The sequence below is a fragment of the Curtobacterium sp. MCSS17_008 genome (assembly GCF_003234185.1).
Taxonomy (GTDB): Bacteria; Actinomycetota; Actinomycetes; order Actinomycetales; family Microbacteriaceae; genus Curtobacterium.
The window spans coordinates 207,995-226,957 of sequence record NZ_QKSM01000003.1; the positions used below are offsets into that span (position 1 = coordinate 207,995).

The window sequence follows — 18,963 nt, forward strand, 5'->3', positions numbered from 1 at the left end:
AGTCCCGTGACGGCAGCCGAGCCGGAGGACGCGGACGAGCGGTCCGGCCCGGCGGGCGGATCAGACCTCGCCGGACGTGTCCCGGTCGCTGTGGACGCTGCCGCGACCGGTACGGCGTCCTGGTCGGCGGAGCAGTCGGACCGCGTCGGGGCGCAGCCGTCGGCCACGCTGCAACAGGGCGCCGAGCGTGGACTTCGGCTGCCACTCGCGTCCGTTGGGCAGACCCCAGCCCCGCTTGACGGCCCCGTACCGGAGCCCGAGTGACAGCACGATGGCGGCGATGATGCCGATCGTCGGTGATCCGAGGTACGAGGCCACGACCATCACCGCCGACGCCGCGACGGCGACGGTCGCGTAGAGGGCGTTGCCGCCGAAGACCGCCGGCACGCGACGCAGCAGCAGGTCCCGCATGGCCCCGCCGCCGACCGCCGTGACCGTGCCCATGATGATCGCGGTCGGCCACCCGAGCCCGGCGTCGAAGGTCCGCTGCACCCCGACCACGGACCAGAACCCGATGACGGCGGCGTCGAGCACGGTGAACAGCCGGTCCCAGGTGCGCTCGGAGAAGGAGACGAAGAACGCCACGAGTGCGCCGGCGATCGCGACGGGCAGGTAGAGCGGGTCGACGAGCGCGACGGGCGGCCCGTTCTGCAGCAGGGTGTCGCGGAGGATGCCGCCGCCGAGGCCGGAGACGAACCCGACGACCAGGAACCCGAACAGGTCGAAGTCCATCGTGCGCGCGAGCGAACCGCCGAGCAGCGCCGAGGCGAACACGCCGGCCAGGTCGAGCACGTTCGTGACCGACGCCAGGCCCTCGGGGGTCAGCAGGTTCATGAGGACAATCAAACCCCACGTGGCGGGGGTGGCGGGTCGCAGCACGCTCGGGTCGGTCGCGCGACGGCCCGGACGGGTGCGGGTCGCACATCCGCTGAGCTGTCGTCGCGCTCGCCGGTGAGAGGGGTGCCCTCCGTCGTTTCCCTGGAGACGGAGGGCACCCGCGCCGCGGGGTCCGACGGGCGGAACCACCGCCCGGCCACGGGGGCGACCCGGCGCGACGCATCGCGATGCGACAGGGGGAGCGTACCTCGCGGGGCTGTCCCGCAGCAGGGGCTGTTGCCGTCGGACAGCGGAACGGGCCGCCCCACTGCGCGTGGGGCGGCCCGTGGTCTCCGGTCGTCCGGCCGGGAGGCGCGGCGTCAGTCCGTCAGGACCGTCTCGTCGTGCGCCGCGCGCTTCCGGCGCGCGAGGACGAGCGCCAGGGCGCCGGCGAGGAGCAGGACGCCCGCGGCGATGCCCGGGAGCACCAGGTCCGCACCGGTGTAGGCGAGGTCCCCACCGGCCGTGGTCGGCTGCTCGTCGGAGGCACCGGTGCCGTCGAGACCGTCCGGGACGCCGTCACCGTCCGTGTCGCCGCCGCCGGGAAGGCCCGTCCCCGGGGTGGCCGGGTCGGTCGGGTCACCGGCACCCGGGTCCGCCGGGTCGGTCGGGTCGGTCGGCTCGGCAGCGGTCTCGATCGGCACCGTCACCGCGAGCGTGATCGTCTGGCCGCCCGGCAGCGTCACGACGAGGGGCTCGTCGGTCGTCTCGGTGGGCGCGGCCGCGGCGGTCGCGCGCAGCGCGGTGGCGCGGAGGGCGTCGCCGGCCGTGTCGACCGGGGCGGCGTCCTCGGCCGGTGCGCCGGGCACCTCGAACTCGAGGGTCGCGCGGCCCTGCTCGTCCGTGGTGTCGACGATGGTCGTGTCGATGTCGGCGGTCGCGAGCTCCTGCTCGCCGGCGCTCACGGAGACGGTGCCGCCCTGGTCGGCCGCGTTGCTGAAGGTCAGCGACGACAGGTCGATGCGGACGTCGTCACCCGGCTGGAAGCCGCCCTCGGGAGTCTCCGTGACGTGCACGCCGACGGCACGCTGGTCCTCCTGCACCTCGACGGTCGGGTCCGCCTTGAAGTACTGGACCTGCGCCTCGAGGTCGACCATGCCGCTGTCCTGCTTCGCCGCGGCCTGCTTGAACGCACCGAAGTTGTCGCCACCGGTCGCGAGGAACGAGTTGACCGTCACCTTGTAGGTGGTGGTCGGGTCGATCGGGTCGCCGTCCAGGGTCATCGACGTGATGCGAGAGCCCGACGCGGCCTGCAGGTCGTAGGTGTACGCGAAGCCCTCGGACGCCCCGAGCTTGAGGAACGGCCGGCTCGCGGTGGCGGGCTGCCACTGCTGCTCGAGTGCCTGGCGGATCTGGTCGCCGGTCAGGTCGAGCACGACGAGCGTGTTGGCGAACGGCTGGACGACCGCGGCCTCCTTGTAGGTGACCGGACCGGATGCGATGTCGGCACGGAGGCCGCCCGGGTTCATGAACGCGATCTGCGAGCCCTGGCGCTCGGTCTGGGAGCGCTGGACCTCGGCGACGAAGTTGCCGAGCGTCGACTCACCGCCGCGGTTCTCGCTCTGCAGACCCTCTGCGTTCGGCGACTGCACCGCGCGCTTGAGGTCGCGGTCGACGGTGCCGAGCTCGACGGCGCCCAGGCGGTCGGCCTCGGCGACCGCGGCGTCGACGGTGGCCTGCACCGCGGCGTCGGAGGCGTAGGTGCCGTCCACGAGACGCAGGTTCTCGGCGACCGGCACGGTCACGGTCCCGTCGGCCGCGACGGCGAGCTGCACGTGGCCCAGGTTGAAGCCGTACGAACCGGTCTGGATCACCGGACGGGGAACGGTGCCACCGGTCGGGACGACCGAGTACGAGTACGTCTGGTGCGTGTGCGCCGACAGGATGGCCGACACCTTCGGGCTGACCCCGTACACGGCACGTGCGAAGTCGGACTGGTCGCCGGGGGCGACCGGGGTGGTGCTCTCCGCGCCGTCGTGCACGAGCAGGACGAGGACGTCCGCCTCGCCGTTGCTCTCGTCGTCGTCGGTCAGCTGGTCCGCGACCTTGTTCACCTCGGTGGTGATGTCGCCCATCTCCAGACCGGCGATGCCGTCCGGGCTGACGAGCCCCTGCCCGACCAGGTCGACCGTCGCACCGATGAACCCGACGCGCTTGCCGCTGATCTCCTGGACGGCGTACGGGTCGAACGCCGGCTTGCCCGTCGCGCTGTCGAGGATGTTGGCGGAGACGTAGTCCCACTGCGCGTTGCGGGCGCCGTCGGCCCCGATCACGCGGTCGCGCAGGTCGGCCTGGCCCTTGTCGAGCTCGTGGTTGCCGATCGCGCTGACCGACAGGTCCATCTGGTTGAGGACGTCGATGGTGGGCTGGTCCTCCTGGATGAAGGACTCGAACGTCGAGCCGCCGATGTTGTCGCCGGAGCTGACGAAGGCGGACGTCGAGGTGTCCGCGCCGCGGAGCTGCTCGAGCGCACCGGCGAGCGTGGCGGCACCGGCGGCATCGCCGTCGCGCGGGGTCGGCTTCCCGGCCGTGCTCGAGATGGACTGTGCGATGCGGCCGTGGAAGTCGTTGACGTTGTACAGGTCGATCGTCGCGTCACCCTCGGCGGCGAGGGCGGTGGACGGGACGGAGAGGGCGGTGAGGACGCCGGCAGCGACCAGGGCGGTGGCCCCGGCCAGGCGCCGGCGGCGCGGGGAGGTGTGAGCGTTCATCGAGCCAAGAACCTACGAAGTCCCACAGCCGACACGCCAGTGCCCGCCGCGACACGTCACGTGTTGTTCACACGGTCGGCACGTGACCGCCCGGGACCCCCGCGTGGGGGTCAGTCCCGACCGAGCGCACCCTTCACCCGCTCGACGGCCTCGGCAGCCATCGCCTTCGCGGAGTCCTTGATCACGCCGACCTCTGCAGGGTCACCCTTGAGCAGGCTCTTCGCGGTGTTGATCGCGTACTCGGCGGTGATGTGCGGCGGCAGCGGCGGGACGTTGCGGCTGACGTACGCGTCGATGAGCGTGACGCCCGGGTTCGCGAACGCGCGCTCCACGGCGGCCTCGACCTCGTCGTCGCTCCGGACCGCGATCCCCTCGAAGCCGAGCAGCCGCGCGTACCCGGCGTAGTCCATCGACTCGACGTCCTGCGACCCGGACCACATCGGGTTGCCGTCCTCGGTCCGCATCTCCCACGAGACCTGACCGAGGTCGTCGTTGTGCATGACGACGATGACGAGCTGCTGGTTCGGCCAGTCCGCCATGTACTTCTTCACCGTGATGAGCTCGTTCATGCCGAGCATCTGGAACGCTCCGTCGCCGATCGTGCAGACCGCCGGTGCGTCCGGGAACGCGAACTTCGCGGTCACGGCGTAGGGCATCGCCGCGAGCATCGTCGCGAGTCGTCCGGACATGTCCCCGTGCATGCCGCGGCGCAGCCGGATGTGGTGGCCGTACCAGTCGGCGGTCGTCCCGGCGTCGCACGTCACCGTCACGCCCTCCGGCAGGCGCTCGTTGACCGCGCGGATCACCCGGCGCGGGTTCACGCCGTCGTCGTAGGCGACCTCGGCCTGGCGGCCCATCTCGGCCTCCCACTCGCGCATCTCGCCGGCGAGCTTGTCCTGCCACGCCGTGTCCTGCTTGTCCCGCAGGAGCGGGAGGACGGCCTCGAGCGTCGCACCGACGTCGCCCCACAGGTTGAGCTCGGTCGGGTAGCGCAGCCCCATCTGCTCGGGCTTGATGTCGACCTGCACGCCACGGGCCTGACCGGTGGCGGGGAGGTACTCGCCGTACGGGTAGTTCGAGCCGAGGAGCACGATCGTGTCGCACTCCTTGATCTGCGTCAGGCTCGGGCGCGATCCGAGGAGTCCGACCTGCTGCGTGTGGTACGGCACGTCGGAGGGGACGACGTCCTTGCCGCGGAGCGCGGTGATGATGCCCGCGCCGGACTTCTCGGCGGCCGCGAGCACCAGGTCGGTCGCGCCGCGGGCACCGGCGCCGACGAGGAACGTGACGCGCTCGCCGGCGTTGAGGATCTCGGCGAACCGGGCGATCTCGTCCTGCGGCGGGACGATCCGCGTCGAGGGTGCGACGTCGCTCGACCGGGACACCCAGTGCTCGGCGGCGGGGGCCTCGTACCGCATGGCCTGCACGTCGTGGGGGAGCACCACGACCGCGGGCTGCTTGCGGAGCATCGCCGTGCGGAAGGCGGTGTCGACGACCACGCCGACGGCGTCCGGCGTGGCGACGGTCTCGACGTAGCAGGCGACGTCGGCGAAGACCCGCTCGAGGTTCGACTCCTGCTGCGTGAACGTGCCGACCGCGGCGAGGCCCTGCTGTCCGACGATCGCGACGACCGGCTGGTTGTCCATCTGCGCGTCGTACAGACCGTTGAGCAGGTGGAAGGCGCCGGGGCTGGACGTGGCGACGCACACGCCGACCTCGCCGGTGAACTTCGCGTGCGCCGTCGCCATCAGCGCGGCGATCTCCTCGTGCGTCGGTCGGACGTACTCGAGCTGCCGTTCGCTGCCGTCGGCCTTGCCCAGGGCGCCGTCGAAGGCGCCGATGCCGTCTCCCGGGTACCCGAACACGCGGGACACGCCCCATGCCTTGATGCGGTCGATGACGAAGTCGCTCACGGTCGTGCTCATGCACCCACCGTGCTCGTCGCTTCCTGTGCGCGCTCAGGTCGACCCGCGGGACGCGACGTCGGCGGTTCCTCGCAGCGGTACAACGCTGCGAGCTGTCGCCCGGGTTGCGTTCCGCGGAGCCGCCCCGCCGGACTGGGAGCAGCGGGCGTCAGCGGGAGTCAGGGGATGGGGCGCCACGCCCCGTCGGTCGCGCTGCCGACGACGGCCTCGATGATCGACGCGGCACGTGCCCCGTCGGCGAACGTCGGCAACCCCTCGGGAGCCTCCCCCCGGACCGCCGCGTACGTGTCGGCGACGAACGCCGCGAACGCGTCGAGGTACCCCTGCGGGTGGCCCGACGGCACGACGGCGAGCCGACGCTGGTCCGGGACGCCCTGCGACGGGTTCCGGACGACGATCTGCGCCCCGCGTTCGTTGCCGAACCACGCCGACTCGGGCTGCTCCTGGTCGAACGCCGCGGACCCGAGCGTGCCGTCGACCTCGAACCAGAGCCGGTTCTTCCGGCCGGCGGCGACCTGCGAGATCACGACGTTGCCGATCCGCCCGCCCGCGGTCCGGAAGGTCGCGACCGCGGTGTCCTCGGTGGTCACCGCAGCGCGCTGCCCGGCGTCCGCGACGGGGTCGGGGTCGGGCGAGCCGGAGAAGGACGGGCCCGACGCGGCCGGACGGGTCGGGTAGACGATGTCGGTGGCGGCGGAGACCGAGGCGAACGGCTCGCCGGTGACGAACTCGACCAGGTCGCACCAGTGCGAGCCGATGTCGGCGAAGGCCCGCGAGACCCCGCCGGCGCCGGCGTCGACGCGCCAGCTCGAGGCGTCCTCGTCGAGCATCCAGTCCTGCAGGTAGTGGCCGTGCACGGCGAGCAGCCGTCCGAGTTCCCCGGCGGCGATCCGGCCGCGGATCTCCCGCACGACCGGGTGGTACCGGTAGACGAAGGGCACCGTCGCGACGACCCCGGCGTCCCGCGCGGCGGCGACGAGCTCGGCGGCCTGCGCGGCGCTGATCGCGAGCGGCTTCTCGCACACGACGTTGATCCCGGCGCGGATCACCGCCAGGGCCTGGGGGTGGTGCTGGTCGTTCGGCGTGCAGACGTGCACCACGTCCGGTGCGTCCGCGATGACCTCGTCGAGCGAGGCGTACCCGCGAGGCACGTCGAGCTGCGCCGCGACCTGCTCCGACCGGGAGGGGGTCCTGCCCAGCACCCCGACCACCTCGGCGCCGGCCGCGCGTGCCGCCCGCGCGTGCACGCCGGCGATCATGCCCGTCCCGACCACGGCGACGCGGATGCGTCGCCCTCCGTACCCACTGCTCATGGTGCTCCCTCGCGCCGGACTGGACCCACCGTACCGACGCAACCCGGCCGCGCGCCGGAACGGATGAGTACGGTCTGGGGCATGTCGAGCCTCCAGACCAGCCTGCTCATCCTCGGTGCCAGCGGCGACCTGTCCAAGCGCCTGCTGCTGCCCGGTCTCGCCACCCTCCTCGACGTGAAGGAGGACTGGGACGTCCAGCTCGTCGGGGCCGGCGTCGAGGACCTCTCGGACGACGACTGGAAGGCGCAGGTCCGCGACTCCTTCGAGAACGCCCAGGCGTCCAAGAACGAGGAGGACGAGGGCGCCGAGGGCACGAGCCGGCTCAGCCAGCGGCTGCAGGCCGTGATCGACGCCTCGACCTACCGGAAGGCCGACGTCACGGACGCCGACGACCTGCGGGGCCTGCTCGGGGCCTGCGAGCACGACCCCGCCATCTACTTCGCGCTCCCGCCGGCCGTGACCGAGCAGAGCTGCGCGGTGCTCAAGGGCCTCGACCTCCCGCAGGGCACCCGTCTGGCGCTCGAGAAGCCGTTCGGCACCGACGCCGAGAGCGCCGCGGAGCTCAACGACCTGCTGCACTCGTTCGTCCCCGAGGAGCGGATCCACCGCGTCGACCACTTCCTCGGCCGCTCGACGGTGCTCAACCTGCTCGGCCTGCGGTTCGCGAACCGCATCATCGAGCCGCTGCTGTCGTCGCAGCACGTCGCTCGCGTCGACGTCGTGTACGACGAGACCCTCGGGCTCGAGGGTCGTGCGCGCTACTACGACAGGGCCGGCGCGCTCGTCGACATGATCCAGAGCCACCTGCTGCAGGTGATGGCCGTCGTCGCGATGGAGGCCCCGGCGTCGATCGACGCCGACGACCTGCGGACCCAGAAGGAGCTCGTGCTCCGCGCGGTGCGGCCGTGGGGCGGCGACGTCGAGGCCGCCGGCAAGCGCGCGCGGTACACGGCGGGGAAGGTCGGGGACCGACAGCTGCCGTCCTACGTCGACGAGGACGGCGTCGACCCGTCGCTCGGCACCGAGACGCTCGCGCAGCTCACCCTCGAGGTCGCGAACTGGCGCTGGGCGGGCGTCCCCTTCACGCTGCGCTCGGGCAAGGCGCTCGAGCAGCAGCGCCGCGAGATCGTCATCACCTTCAAGGACTCGCCGCACGTGCCGAACGGGCTGACCGGTGCCGAGCGTCCGGACAAGTTGCGGATCTGGATCGCGCCCGACGAGATGCAGCTCGAGCTCAACGTCAACGGGCCGGGCGACCCGTACACGATCGACCACACCTCGCTCGAGACGACCTTCAACCCGGGGCGGCTCAGCGCCTACGGCGAGGTCCTGGCGGGCGTCCTCGAGGGGGACGCGACGCTCTCGGTGCGCGGCGACAGCGCCGTGCAGGGCTGGCGGGTCGTCGAGCCGTTCCTGCAGGCCTGGCGCGACGGGAAGGCCCCGCTCGACGAGTACGCGGCGGGCTCGGCCGGTCCCGAGCACTGGGACAACATCGACTGCTGACGCCGTGTCGGACGGGAGGCGCGTGGCGGGCCCGCCACGCGCCTCCCGTCCGTCACGTGGTCGCGTCCCCGACAGCGGGGCGAGACGCCGGTGTGGGTGAGACGCCGCCGGTCCCAAAGCCGCCGCCGGTCCCGCGAGACGCCGCCGGTTCCGCGAGACGCCGCCGGAATCGGCGGCGTCTCGCGCGGCGTGCGGTGTCTCGAGGTCCGTGGGGCGTCTCGGGGACCAGGAGTCGGCGGTGTCTCGGCGGGCGAGCGGCGTCTCGGCACGGTGCGAGCCGGGCGGCGTAGAGTCCGGTGACGTGAAGACCACCGACGACGTCCTGTCCACCGTCCCCGAACCCGCCGGCTCCGACGTCCGGGTCGAGGCTGTCCGTTACGACCACGAGGGCACTGCGCTCCTCGGTGTGCTCGCGAAGGACCACGCCGTGTCCGGCCCGCGCCCCGCCGTCCTCGTGGTCCACGACTGGCACGGCGTCAACGAGCACGTCGAGGCCCGCGTCACGATGCTCGCGCGGCTCGGGTACGTCGCGTTCGGCGCCGACGTCTACGGCGAGGGCGTCCGTCCCGGCGACGACACCGCCGGCGAGGTCGCGGGCTCGTTCTACCAGGACCTCCCGCTGTTCCGCGCGCGACTGACCGCGGGGCTCGACCAGCTGCGCGAGGACCCCGATGTCGACCACTCCCGCATCGTCGTGATGGGCTACTGCTTCGGCGGGTCCGGCGCGATCGAGCTCGCGCGGACCGGTGCCGACCTCGCCGGCGCGGTCTCGTTCCACGGCGGACTGATCGTGCACGAGCCGTCCGACGCGTCTGCGATCCGGGCGAAGCTCCTCGTGCTCACCGGGGGAGCGGACCCGATGGTGCCGGACACGAAGGTCGCCGAGTGGCAGGACGAGATGCGCGCGGCGCCCGAGGTCGACTGGCAGGTCGTCACCTACGCCGGGGCGATGCACGCGTTCGCGGTGCCGGGGACGGACGCGCCGGACCACGGGGCGCAGTACCAGGAGCGTGCGGACCGCCGCTCGTGGCAGGCGCTGCAGGTGTTCCTCGCCGAGGTGTTCGACGAGGAGCCGGCCGTCGTCTGACCCGCGACACGCCGAAGGCTCGGTACGGTGCGGCTCGATTGGCGTTCCGCGCCGCACCTGTTGTAGAGTCTTCCACGGCCGCAAGGCCGGTTCGGTCGGAAGACCGGATGCGCTCGTAGCTCAATGGATAGAGCATCTGACTACGGATCAGAAGGTTGGGGGTTCGAGTCCCTTCGAGCGCACATTCGAGAAGGCCCCGTCGCACTGCGGCGGGGCCTTCGTCGTTCCCGGGCGGGCTGCGGTGGCGAGACGCCGCTTCCGTGCCGAGACGCCGCTGCTACCGGCGGCGTCTCGCGCGGGGAGCGGCGTCTCGCTCTGGTCACGGTGTCTCGGCCGTGCCGGGTCAGCCCGGCCAGGACTCCTGCGACCAGGCGCCGTCCGGGCGGCGCTCGTACGCGAGCCGGTTGCTCGCGGCGTCGGTCGCCCCGCGCCAGAACACCATCCGCCGGGGCGTGAGCGCGTACCCGGCCCACGTCGACGGGGGCTCGAGATCGGTGTCGACACGTTCCTGCTCGAACGCCGCCCACAGCTCCCTCCGTCGCGCGGCCGTGTCGGCGGCGGCCTCGTGGTCGTTCACCCACGCGAGCACCTGCAGGTACCGAGTCCGGGCGGCGTACGCGGCGCGGGCTTCGGCAGCGGTGACGGGTACCACGTCCCCGACGACCACGAGCTGCCGCGCGGCCTCGGGCCAGACGAGGGTGACCGCCGCGCGGGGGAGTGCGGCGAGCTCGGCGGCCTTGCGACTGCGGCTGTCGGTGTGGAAGTGGAGGCGCTCCCCGTCGAAGCGCGAGAGCAGCACGGTCCGGGCGGACGGGTAGCCGTCGAGGCCGACCGTCGAGAGCGTCATCGTCGGTCCGGGTCCGTCCTCGGCGGACGGCAGCCACGACGCCGCGAGCACGAGCGGGTCAGCCGGGGCGGCGACGTCGGGACGGTCGTCCGCCGCCTGCCCCGGCAGCACGGTCACGACACCGCCACCACGTCGGACCCGAGGGGCGCCGCAGCCCCGGCGGCCGACTTCGCGACCGCCGGGTCGAACCGGGCGATCTCGTGCAGGGACGCCACCGCCTCGTCGAGCGACAGGTCCCAGAGTGCCTGGCCGTACGCCGCGGTCGCCCGGCTCGCGTCCCCGACGACACCCGGCGTCCCGAAGTCGTTCGACAACCACCCGAACGACACCGGCCCCCCGTTGAACCTGATCCGCGAGAACTCCGCCAGGTGGTCCGGCACCCACCGCTCGGCGCGCGACATGTCGACCAGGTCGGGCCGCAGGTGCAGGATCATCGACGTCTCCGCCGCGCCGCCGTGGATCCCGAGCCCGCGCTCGTCGGCGTCCTCACCCGACGGACCAGGGGCCCGCGCGAGCGTCGGCATGAGGAACGTCTTCAGCCCGTACCGCTTCCGGATCTCGCGCAGGGCGACCTGCAGCAGCGCGACGTTCCCGCCGTGGCCGTTCGCGAACACCAGGGTGCCGGCGCCGGTCAGGGCGACGGCACGGCCGATCTGCACCGCGGTGTCGAACATCGTCGACTCGTCGAGCCACACGGTGCCCGGTGCCCAGCTGTGCTCGTCGGACTTCGTGAACGCGAGCGTCGGGAGCTGCCAGACGTCCAGGCCCTCGGCGGCCGCACGTTCGACGGCTGCTCCGCCGATGCGGTCGGCGAGCAGGAAGTCGGTCAGCAGCGGCAGGTGCGGGCCGTGGTGCTCGACGGCACCGGTCGGCTGCACGACGATCGTGTCCGGCCCGAAGCCGGCGGCGACCGCCGGCCCCGACAGCTCCGCCAACCGACGCGAGCGCACGGCGCCGCTCACTTGCCGAACCCCGGGACGACGGGCTGCGCCGACGCGGTCGACCCACCGCTGACGACGAGCGTCGGGTCGATGACGTGGCCGGGGTTGAGCAGCCCCTCGGGGTCGGTGCGCTGCTTCAGCGCCACGAGCTCCTCGACGCCGTGGTCGACGTAGTACTGGTGCGGGCTGTGCACCCGGACACCCAGGTCCCGGAGCAGCGGGTACCCGGCGTAGACGGCCTCGGCCCCGGTGTATGGCGCCGTGAGCATGCCGATCGGGCCGACGTGCGCCGCCTCGATGTGCAGCATCCCGCCCGGGTAGACCGCCTCGACCTCCGCGATCCGGTCGATGAGGGCCTCCCCGCCGACCTCGACGTGGAAGTACTCGGTGTCCGGGGTGTTCCGCTTCAGCCACCAGATCGGGTGGTTGTAGGAGAGCATGGACACCTTCGTGGTCTGCTGCAGTCCCTCGCGGACGTCCTGCACGGTTCCGCCGGCCTGTTCGACCAGGGCGCGGGCCTCGTCGAGCACGGCATCGTCGATGATCGCCCGGAGGCTGGCACGGTCGTCCGGGATCGCCGTGTCCGACGGCAGCGTCGCGGCGACCTCGGGCCGGTCGGCGCTGACGAGCCGCGGCACCGGGTCGAGCCCGCGGAGCGTGCGCACCGCGACGAGGGCGTCCTCGAACGTCGGGAAGGCCGCGTACACGGCGCGCCACTCCTGCAGCGGCTCGAGGCGGACGGTCGCGCGCGCGATGACGCCCGCGGTGCCGTAGGTGTGCACGAACGGCTGGGCGTCGTCGCCCTCGACGTGCAGCAGCTCGTCCGAGCCGGGCAGTGCGACGTCGAGGGCGGTGACGAACCCCTGCCAGTTCGAGCCGTGCGCGATCGAGCCCGTACCGCCGGAGCCACCGGACAGGAACCCGCCGATCGTGGACTGCGCGGTCGACGGGTACATCCACAACTGCTGCCCGGCCGCGGCCGCGGCCTGCTCGAGGGCGACCATCGAGGCGCCGGCCTCGGCGGTGATCCAACCGTCGCCGACCTCGACGACGGCACGCGCCCGCGAGGTGTCGAGGACGAGTCCGCCGTGCAGCGGGATGCCCTGCCCGTAGTTGCCCGTGCCCTTGCCGCGGGTGGTCACCGGGACGCCGTGTCGGACGGCGGCCTGCAGGGTGGCTCCGATGTCCTCAGCCGACGACGGGGATGCGACGAGGTCGGCGAGTCCGAGCGGCAGCTGCTCGCTGAGGATGGGGCTCATGGTCGCCTCGTCGACGGAGGCGCGTGCACGGGTGCGTTCGTCGGCGCTCACGCCGCGCTCGCCGAGGAGGTCGACGAGTTCCGCGCGCAGCGCCGCGAGGGCGGCGGGAGAGACGGTGGGGGAGGCGGGGGTGACGGTGGTCATGCTCACTCCTGTGGGGTGGGTGGTGCTGCAGACGACGGAGGGGAGGTGCGGGGCGGGCGTGCCCCGCGCCTCCCGTCCGGGGGGATGGTCGGCTCGGCCGACCGGATGTCAGTTGCCCAGACCGATGGACTCGTCGAGGAACTCGTTGGTGAACAGGTCGGAGGGCTCCAGGCCGCTCTTCACGTCACCGGTCCCGGCGAACACGGGGGTGGCCTTCTCGATGAAGTCCTGCATGCGCTCCTCGTCCATGTCGCCGATGTAGCCGTTGTCGCCGTCGGTCGCGAGACCGAGGTCGACCATCTGCTCCGCGGCGAACGCACCGACCTTCGAGTCGTACGTCCAGCCGTTGTTGTACTGCTGCACGAGCTGGGTGATGAGGTCGTTCGTCGCCTCGGGGGCCGTGAGGTAGTCGACGTCGGCCTGCTGCATGACGGGCACGAGCTCCTCGAGGCACGACCCCAGCTCCGACAGGTCGCCGGTGCGGACCGCCATCGCCTCGGGGTAGGGGTTCCACCCGGTGCTCGAGATGGTCTTGTAGGCGACCTTCTTGCCCCAGGCGGCGACCTGGTTCTGGTAGATGTACGGCTCGGCGGTCGCGAACCCCTGCTGGGCGTCCTTCCCGCCGGCCGAGACGAACTTCGACGGCGTGCCGTCGTAGCTGCCGTCGAGGACCTTCTTCGGCAGGATGCCCGACTGCTCGAGGTACGTCATGTACGCGGCGCCGTTGAAGTAGCGGACGACGCCGCCGTTCTCCTCGAGCTCCTTGCCGAGGTCCTCGATGGACTCGACGTCCGGGTAGGTCTCCGGGTCCCACATGATCGACATGGGGGACTGGTCGTTCTCGGCGAAGACGGCCGTGGTGGGCAGGTTGCCGGAGAACTGGACCTGCTCGTCGGTGGACATGTAGCCGAGCGTGATGTCCTTGTCCTGGTACATCTGGGAGGCGACCTTGGTGTAGCCGATCGCGGGGCCGCCGGCACGGATCTCGAGCTTCACGCCGGTGCTCGCACCGTTGGCGTACAGGTCGCCGGTGACGGTCTTGCCCGAGGCGTCGATCGACGGGTCCGGGCCGAGCATCTGGTACAGGTGGCCGTGCTCGCCCTCGGGGTTCCAGTCCGTCTGGACGACGACGGTGGACGGGCAGACGCCCGACAGGTCGACGGCGGGGCCGGACGCGGTCTTCGCGGTGGCGCTCGACGCTGCGGTGCCGGCGGACGAGCTGGCGGCGCATCCGGTCAGGGCGAGCGCGGTCGCGGCGAGGGCTGCGGTCGCGACGCCGATCCGCGTGGTGGTTCGGGTGGTGCGCATGGAGGCTCCGTTCGTGGTGCGGGTCTCGTGGTGCTGTCGGGATGGTGCTGTCGGGTCGTGCTGTCGGTTCGGGGAGGGGTGGGTGGGTCCGGGCACGTCGACGACGCGGTGGCGCTGTGGTCGCCGCCGACGGTTCCGGGGGTCTGGAGGGGCGACCCGCGCCGCGGCGCACCGGGGGGAGGCCGCCGCGACGCGGGTCAGCTGAAGTCGTGCCAGCGACCGACGGCCAGGCGGCCGATCAGTCCGAACACGAGGAAGACGGCGACGCCGTAGAGCGAGGCGATGATGATCGTCGCGTAGAGCTCCGGCCCCATCAGGCGAGAGGCGGTCACCTGGATGAGGACGCCGAGGCCGGGGTTGCCGCGCTGGAAGAACTGGTCGCCGACGATGGCGCCGATCACGCTCAGGCCGGCCGAGGTCCGCAGGCCGACGAAGATCGACGGGAGCGCGGCGGGGAACTGCAGCTTGACGAGCTGGGCGAACCGGCTCGCCCGCTGCAGGCGGAACAGCTCGCGCTGGCCCCGGTCGGCGGACTGCAGGCCGAACAGGGTGTTGGAGACCATCGGGAACAGGGCGATCATCACCGTCACGATCACCCGGCTGGCGAACTCGTAGCCGAACAGTGCGCCGATGAGCGGCACGAGCGCCAGGATCGGCACGCACTGCAGCACCACCGCGTACGGGTAGAGCGACCGCTCGAGCCACTTCGCCTGTGCCATGGCCATCGCCCAGACCACGCCGATGACGATCGCGAAGCCGAGACCGACGAGGGACACCACGGTCGTGCGCCCGAGCGCGGACCACAGGTCGGTGCCGAAGGTCGAGGGCGACCCGTCCGGCATGGTCGGCGCGACGATCGCCTTCGCCACGAGGTGCGGGTACGGCACGAGGAACGCGAGCCCGCGGACGTGGTCGTAGTAGGCGGCAGCGGCGTACCAGACGCCGACGAGCACGGCGAGGACGACGACGGGCTGCCACCACGCGACCGATCGGCGGGGGTGCGGGGCGGAACGGCGTGCGGCGGCCCGGACCGCGCGGGTCTCGGCGACCTCCTGCAGGGTGGCCATCAGCGGTGTCCTTCCCGGAGCGCGTGCGAGACCTCGCCGACCAGCTCGGCGAACTCGGGGGTGAAGCGGATGTCGGGGTCGCGGGGCATCGGGAACGGCACCTCGAACCGGCCGACGATGCTGCCCGGGCGGCCCGACATGACGACGACCTCGGTGGACAGGTACACGGCCTCGGACACCGAGTGTGTGATGAAGAGGCCGGCGAACCGCTGCTCGACGAAGAGCCGCAGGAGTTCGTCGTTGAGGCGCTCGCGGGTGATCTCGTCGAGTGCGCCGAACGGCTCGTCGAACAGGAACAGCTCGGGGTCGAGCGTCAGCGACCGGGCGAGCGAGACGCGCATCCGCATGCCGCCCGACAGCTGCTTCGGCAGGTTCGTCTCGAAGCCGTTCAGCCCGACCAGGTCGATGGCGTGCGCGGCCTTGGCAGCCCGGTCGGCCTTCGACACGTGACCGAGCTCGGCGAGCAGCTCGACGTTGCCCTGCACGGTGCGCCAGGGCAGGAGCGTGGCGTCCTGGAAGACGTACCCGATGCGGTCGGCCGCGACGTCCGCCGATCCGTCGGACGCCGATTCGAGGCCGGAGGCGATGCGCAGCAGGGTCGACTTGCCGCAGCCGGAGGGGCCGACGACCGAGACGAACTGGCCGCGGTCGACGGTGAGGTCGACGCCCTGCAGGGCGATGGTGCCGTTGGGGAACGTCATCTCGACGTTCCGGAAGTCGAGCAGCGTGTCCGTCGTGGTGACGGGCGGCGGAGCGGTGGTGGTCACGATCACCTCGGGTTCTCGGTGGTGGGCGAGGGGGTCAGGCGGGGACGGGAGCGGTCGCACGGGCAGCGGACGGCGCGGCGGGCGCGGTGACGGCGGGCGCGGCGACGGTCGTGCGGACCTCGGTGCGGGCGACGAGCCGCCCGCGGGACAGGACGATCCGGTCGGCGGGGGCGTTCGCCACCGCGTCGGTGACGCTCGACGCGGCGATCGCGAGCAGGTCCGCTCGCCGTCCGGGGACGGGACCGGCTGCCGGGAGGCCCATCACGCTCCGCGCGGTGTCGCTCACCATCGCGTACGCCTGGTCGGGTGTCACGTGGCCGGCCGCGACGAGCAGGGACGCCGTCTCGAGGGCGTCGCTCCGGCCGACCGGGTTGAAGGGGTCGCGCACGTTGTCCGCGCCTGCGGCGACGCGCACGCCGGCGTCGGTCAGGGCCCGGATCGCGGTCAACCCGCGGGGCGTGGAGACCGGGTGCTGCCAGCCCTGCAGGTACAGGTTCGTGATCGGCAGCGTGATGATCCCGAGGTCCGCGGCCGCCACGTCCGCCACGACCTCGGCGAGACGCTCGGGGCCGAGCGTGCCGAGCCGGACGCAGTGCCCGGCGGAGTACTCGACGCCGCGCGGCATGCGGCGGACGGCACGGGCGTAGTGGTCGAGGGTGACGGGGCCGTCGAGGCTCTCGTCGGTGTGCAGGTCGACGCCGACGCCGTGCCGCTCGGCGAGGACGAGCAACCGGTCGACGTCGGCCAGCGGGTCCTCGGCGAGGTGCGGGGCGCCGCCGACCAGGTCGACGCCGCAGTCGAGCACGGCCTCGACGTGGTGGTCCGGCGCGAGCGGTCCGGCGAGGGCGACGAGCTCGATGTCCATGAGTCCGGCGAGCTCGTCCCGTACCTGCACGAGGGCACGTGCCCCCCGGGTCGCCGACTCGACGGAGGCGGGTGGGTCGGCGACGGTGCGGCGACCGCTCAGGACGTCGACGTGGCTGCGGACCGACGTGGTGCCGGCGGCGAGGAGCGCCAGCGCGGCGGTCCGCGCACGTGTGGCGATGTCCTCGACGGTCATGGTGGTGGCGTGCGCGGCCCACGACGCGATCGCGGCACCGAGGTCGCCGAGCGGCGGTCGGATGGCGTCGGCGCTCAGGGCCTTGTCGAGGTGGGCGTGCGGCTCGGCCGGGGCGGTGAGGAGCAGGCGCCCGCCGAGGTCGAGCACGGCGTCGGCCTGCGCGGTGAGCGTGCCGGCGGGTGCGACCGCGGTGACGGTCGCACCGTCGATCGCGACGTCGACGAGGCGACCGTCCGGCAGCAGCGCGGACCGCAGGAGCCCGATCGGGCGGGGCGGTGTCGAGTCCATCCGGAGCCTCTCGATCGTGTGTGAGAATGTTGATCGCATCAACATCTCCGATGCTAGGGCGGCAGTGTTTCCCTCTCGTTTCGAGGCGGTTGCCGTGTGTGACACCCGTCCCGGTCCGACCGGGTCGCCGGAACGACGGTTCCGGCCGGGCCGCGTCCGACCCGCCCTCCACGGCACCGGAGCGCCGTCACCAGGCCGAGAGGAGTGCGCGTGAGCACCGGCACCACCACCGCGACCGACCGCGTCGTCGACGACCAGACCCAGCGGATCGGCGAGCACATCCGCGCCAGACGCCGCGCCGCGCGGCTCACCCTGGTGCAGGTCGCCGAGCTGACCGGGCTGTCGCACCCGTTCCTCAGCCAGGTCGAACGCGGGCACTCCCGCGCCAGCATGGTCTCGCTCGAGAAGATCGCCGCCGCGCTCGGCACGACCCAGGTCGAGCTGCTCGCTGCCGGGGCACCGGAGCGACCGGACCACGACGACCGGTCACCCGAGGTCATCCGCGCGGGCGAGGGTGCCCGCGGACCGTTCTCGAGCGGCGAGGCTCGACTGCTCGTCCACGCCGGCCCGCACGCCTTCGAGCCGCTCGAGTGGACGGGTGAGAACACCGACCTGGGCGAGTACTTCGAGCACCGCGAGGACGAGTTCCTCACCGTGCTCGCCGGCGACGTCCTGCTCGACCTGCGCGGCCAGGAGCCCCTGCGACTGGGACCGGGCGACTCCGCGTACTACCGAGGCGGGACCGGACACCGCTGGTGCAGCGCGGACGGCAGCCGCTTCCACATGATCGTGGTCAAGGAGACCCCTCGTGTCGGAGTGGTCGCGTGACCGCCGTGCCGGAGCGTCGCCGCGTGCGGGTCGCCGCCCGCCGGGTCGTCGCCACCGACGTCGTCGCGCTCGACCTCGCCCCGGTCGACGGTGCACCACTGCCCGAGTGGGAGCCCGGGGCGCACGTCGACCTCGAGGTCGCGCCGGGCTCTGAGCGGCAGTACTCGCTCGTCACGACCACGCCGGAGGGACACTGGCGCATCGCCGTGCTCCGGGAGCCGGGCGGCCGCGGGGGATCGCTCGCCGTGCACGACCGGTTCACCGTGGGCGACGAGGTCGTGGTGGCCGGACCGCGGAACCACTTCGGCTTCGACCCCAGCAGGCCCGCGGTGTTCGTCGCGGGCGGCATCGGGATCACGCCCCTCCTGGCGATGATCGCAGCCGCGGAACGCGCGGGCACACCATGGGAGCTCCACTACGCCGGTCGCAGCCGCAGCCGGATGGCCTTCGTCGACGACCTCGTGGCGGCGCACCCCGAGCGGGTCGCCGTCGCCGCGGCGGACGAGCACCCGCGGTTGGACGTGGTCGGTCTGCTGGCCGGACCGCGGGACGCCGTCGTGTACTGCTGCGGACCGCGCGGGCTGATGGACGCGGTCGAAGCGGCTGCGGTGCACTGGCCCGCCGGGAGCGTGCGGGTCGAGCGGTTCGAACCGGCCGCCGACGTCGACGCCCCCGGGGAACCGTTCGAGGTCGAGCTCGCGGTCACCGGTGTCACCGTCACGGTGCCCGCCGACCGGACGCTCCTCGAGGTGGCCGAGGAGGCCGGCGCCTTCGTGCTGTCCTCGTGCCGCGAGGGCACGTGCGGCACCTGCGAGACGCCGGTCCTCGAGGGCGCTGTGGAGCACCGCGACACCGTGCTCAGCCCCGAGGAGCAGGCCGACGACCGCACGATGATGGTCTGCGTCTCGCGCGCCCGGCGCGGCTGCCCGCGACTGGTGCTCGAGCTCTGACCGACCGAGCTGCGCCGGACGGGAGGCGGTGCGCGCGACGTGCGCACCGCCTCCCGTCCGGCTCGTCCCCGATCCGTCCCGTGTGCTCC

Annotated in this window: 15 protein-coding genes and 1 tRNA gene; 5 read left to right on the plus strand and 11 right to left on the minus strand. The window is 72.7% G+C overall.

All coding sequences use genetic code 11. The annotated features are described in order from the left end of the window. Positions 1-60: 60 nt before the first annotated feature. The 4 genes from DEJ23_RS05375 to DEJ23_RS05390 form a co-directional block, all read right to left on the minus strand. On the minus strand, positions 61-834 hold the full coding sequence (locus DEJ23_RS05375) for a trimeric intracellular cation channel family protein (RefSeq protein ID WP_111239216.1): 774 nt from the start codon (positions 832-834) through the stop codon (positions 61-63). Between the two features lie 362 nt (positions 835-1,196). Then, complete coding sequence (locus DEJ23_RS05380) at positions 1,197-3,587, minus strand: bifunctional UDP-sugar hydrolase/5'-nucleotidase (protein WP_111239217.1); 2,391 nt, start codon at positions 3,585-3,587, stop codon at positions 1,197-1,199. A gap of 110 nt (positions 3,588-3,697) precedes the next feature. After that, the gene (locus tag DEJ23_RS05385; RefSeq protein ID WP_111239218.1) at positions 3,698-5,512 is read right to left on the minus strand and encodes a thiamine pyrophosphate-requiring protein; all 1,815 of its coding nucleotides are present in this window, start codon (positions 5,510-5,512) and stop codon (positions 3,698-3,700) included. A gap of 158 nt (positions 5,513-5,670) precedes the next feature. Continuing rightward, positions 5,671-6,825 (minus strand): Gfo/Idh/MocA family protein, encoded by a 1,155-nt coding sequence (locus tag DEJ23_RS05390; RefSeq protein WP_181429127.1) that lies wholly within the window; start codon positions 6,823-6,825, stop codon positions 5,671-5,673. Positions 6,826-6,906: 81 nt separating this feature from the next. Here DEJ23_RS05390 and DEJ23_RS05395 point away from each other — a divergent pair, with 81 nt between their 5' ends. The 3 genes from DEJ23_RS05395 (at position 6,907) to DEJ23_RS05405 (ending at position 9,597) form a co-directional block, all read left to right on the plus strand. Beyond that, positions 6,907-8,328 carry a glucose-6-phosphate dehydrogenase gene (locus DEJ23_RS05395; RefSeq protein ID WP_111239220.1) on the plus strand — a complete coding sequence of 474 codons (1,422 nt, stop codon included), beginning with the start codon at positions 6,907-6,909 and terminating at the stop codon, positions 8,326-8,328. Between the two features lie 301 nt (positions 8,329-8,629). Next, entirely contained in the window at positions 8,630-9,415 is a 786-nt protein-coding gene (locus DEJ23_RS05400; RefSeq protein WP_111239221.1) for a dienelactone hydrolase family protein, read from the plus strand. 109 nt (positions 9,416-9,524) lie between these two features. Beyond that, a tRNA-Arg gene (locus tag DEJ23_RS05405) sits at positions 9,525-9,597 on the plus strand. A 161-nt stretch (positions 9,598-9,758) separates the two neighbouring features. Here DEJ23_RS05405 and DEJ23_RS05410 read toward each other — a convergent pair. From DEJ23_RS05410 to DEJ23_RS05440, 7 genes are all read right to left on the minus strand, one after another. Further along, positions 9,759-10,379 (minus strand): pyridoxamine 5'-phosphate oxidase family protein, encoded by a 621-nt coding sequence (locus DEJ23_RS05410; RefSeq protein WP_146240199.1) that lies wholly within the window; start codon positions 10,377-10,379, stop codon positions 9,759-9,761. Beyond that, positions 10,376-11,224: a creatininase family protein gene (locus tag DEJ23_RS05415; protein WP_220034190.1), complete on the minus strand. Its 849-nt coding sequence runs from the start codon at positions 11,222-11,224 to the stop codon at positions 10,376-10,378. The genes DEJ23_RS05410 and DEJ23_RS05415 overlap by 4 nt, the downstream gene beginning before the upstream one ends. Beyond that, positions 11,221-12,606: an FAD-binding oxidoreductase gene (locus DEJ23_RS05420; protein WP_111239222.1), complete on the minus strand. Its 1,386-nt coding sequence runs from the start codon at positions 12,604-12,606 to the stop codon at positions 11,221-11,223. The genes DEJ23_RS05415 and DEJ23_RS05420 overlap by 4 nt, the downstream gene beginning before the upstream one ends. Before the next feature lie 108 nt (positions 12,607-12,714). Beyond that, positions 12,715-13,914 carry an ABC transporter substrate-binding protein gene (locus tag DEJ23_RS05425; protein WP_111239223.1) on the minus strand — a complete coding sequence of 400 codons (1,200 nt, stop codon included), beginning with the start codon at positions 13,912-13,914 and terminating at the stop codon, positions 12,715-12,717. Between the two features lie 197 nt (positions 13,915-14,111). Further along, positions 14,112-14,981 carry an ABC transporter permease gene (locus DEJ23_RS05430; RefSeq protein ID WP_111239224.1) on the minus strand — a complete coding sequence of 290 codons (870 nt, stop codon included), beginning with the start codon at positions 14,979-14,981 and terminating at the stop codon, positions 14,112-14,114. Beyond that, positions 14,981-15,748, minus strand: coding sequence for an ABC transporter ATP-binding protein (locus DEJ23_RS05435; protein ID WP_258375263.1), 768 nt, complete (start codon positions 15,746-15,748; stop codon positions 14,981-14,983). Before DEJ23_RS05435 ends, DEJ23_RS05430 begins: the two co-directional genes overlap by 1 nt. 34 nt (positions 15,749-15,782) lie before the next feature. Continuing rightward, complete coding sequence (locus tag DEJ23_RS05440) at positions 15,783-17,096, minus strand: amidohydrolase family protein (RefSeq protein WP_111239225.1); 1,314 nt, start codon at positions 17,094-17,096, stop codon at positions 15,783-15,785. A gap of 210 nt (positions 17,097-17,306) precedes the next feature. Between DEJ23_RS05440 and DEJ23_RS05445 the strand changes: the two genes are divergently transcribed. Both DEJ23_RS05445 and DEJ23_RS05450 read left to right on the plus strand, forming a co-directional pair. After that, on the plus strand, positions 17,307-17,924 hold the full coding sequence (locus DEJ23_RS05445) for a helix-turn-helix domain-containing protein (RefSeq protein ID WP_181429128.1): 618 nt from the start codon (positions 17,307-17,309) through the stop codon (positions 17,922-17,924). Then, the gene (locus DEJ23_RS05450) at positions 17,921-18,874 is read left to right on the plus strand and encodes a PDR/VanB family oxidoreductase (protein WP_258375265.1); all 954 of its coding nucleotides are present in this window, start codon (positions 17,921-17,923) and stop codon (positions 18,872-18,874) included. Before DEJ23_RS05445 ends, DEJ23_RS05450 begins: the two co-directional genes overlap by 4 nt. Positions 18,875-18,963 lie beyond the last annotated feature (89 nt).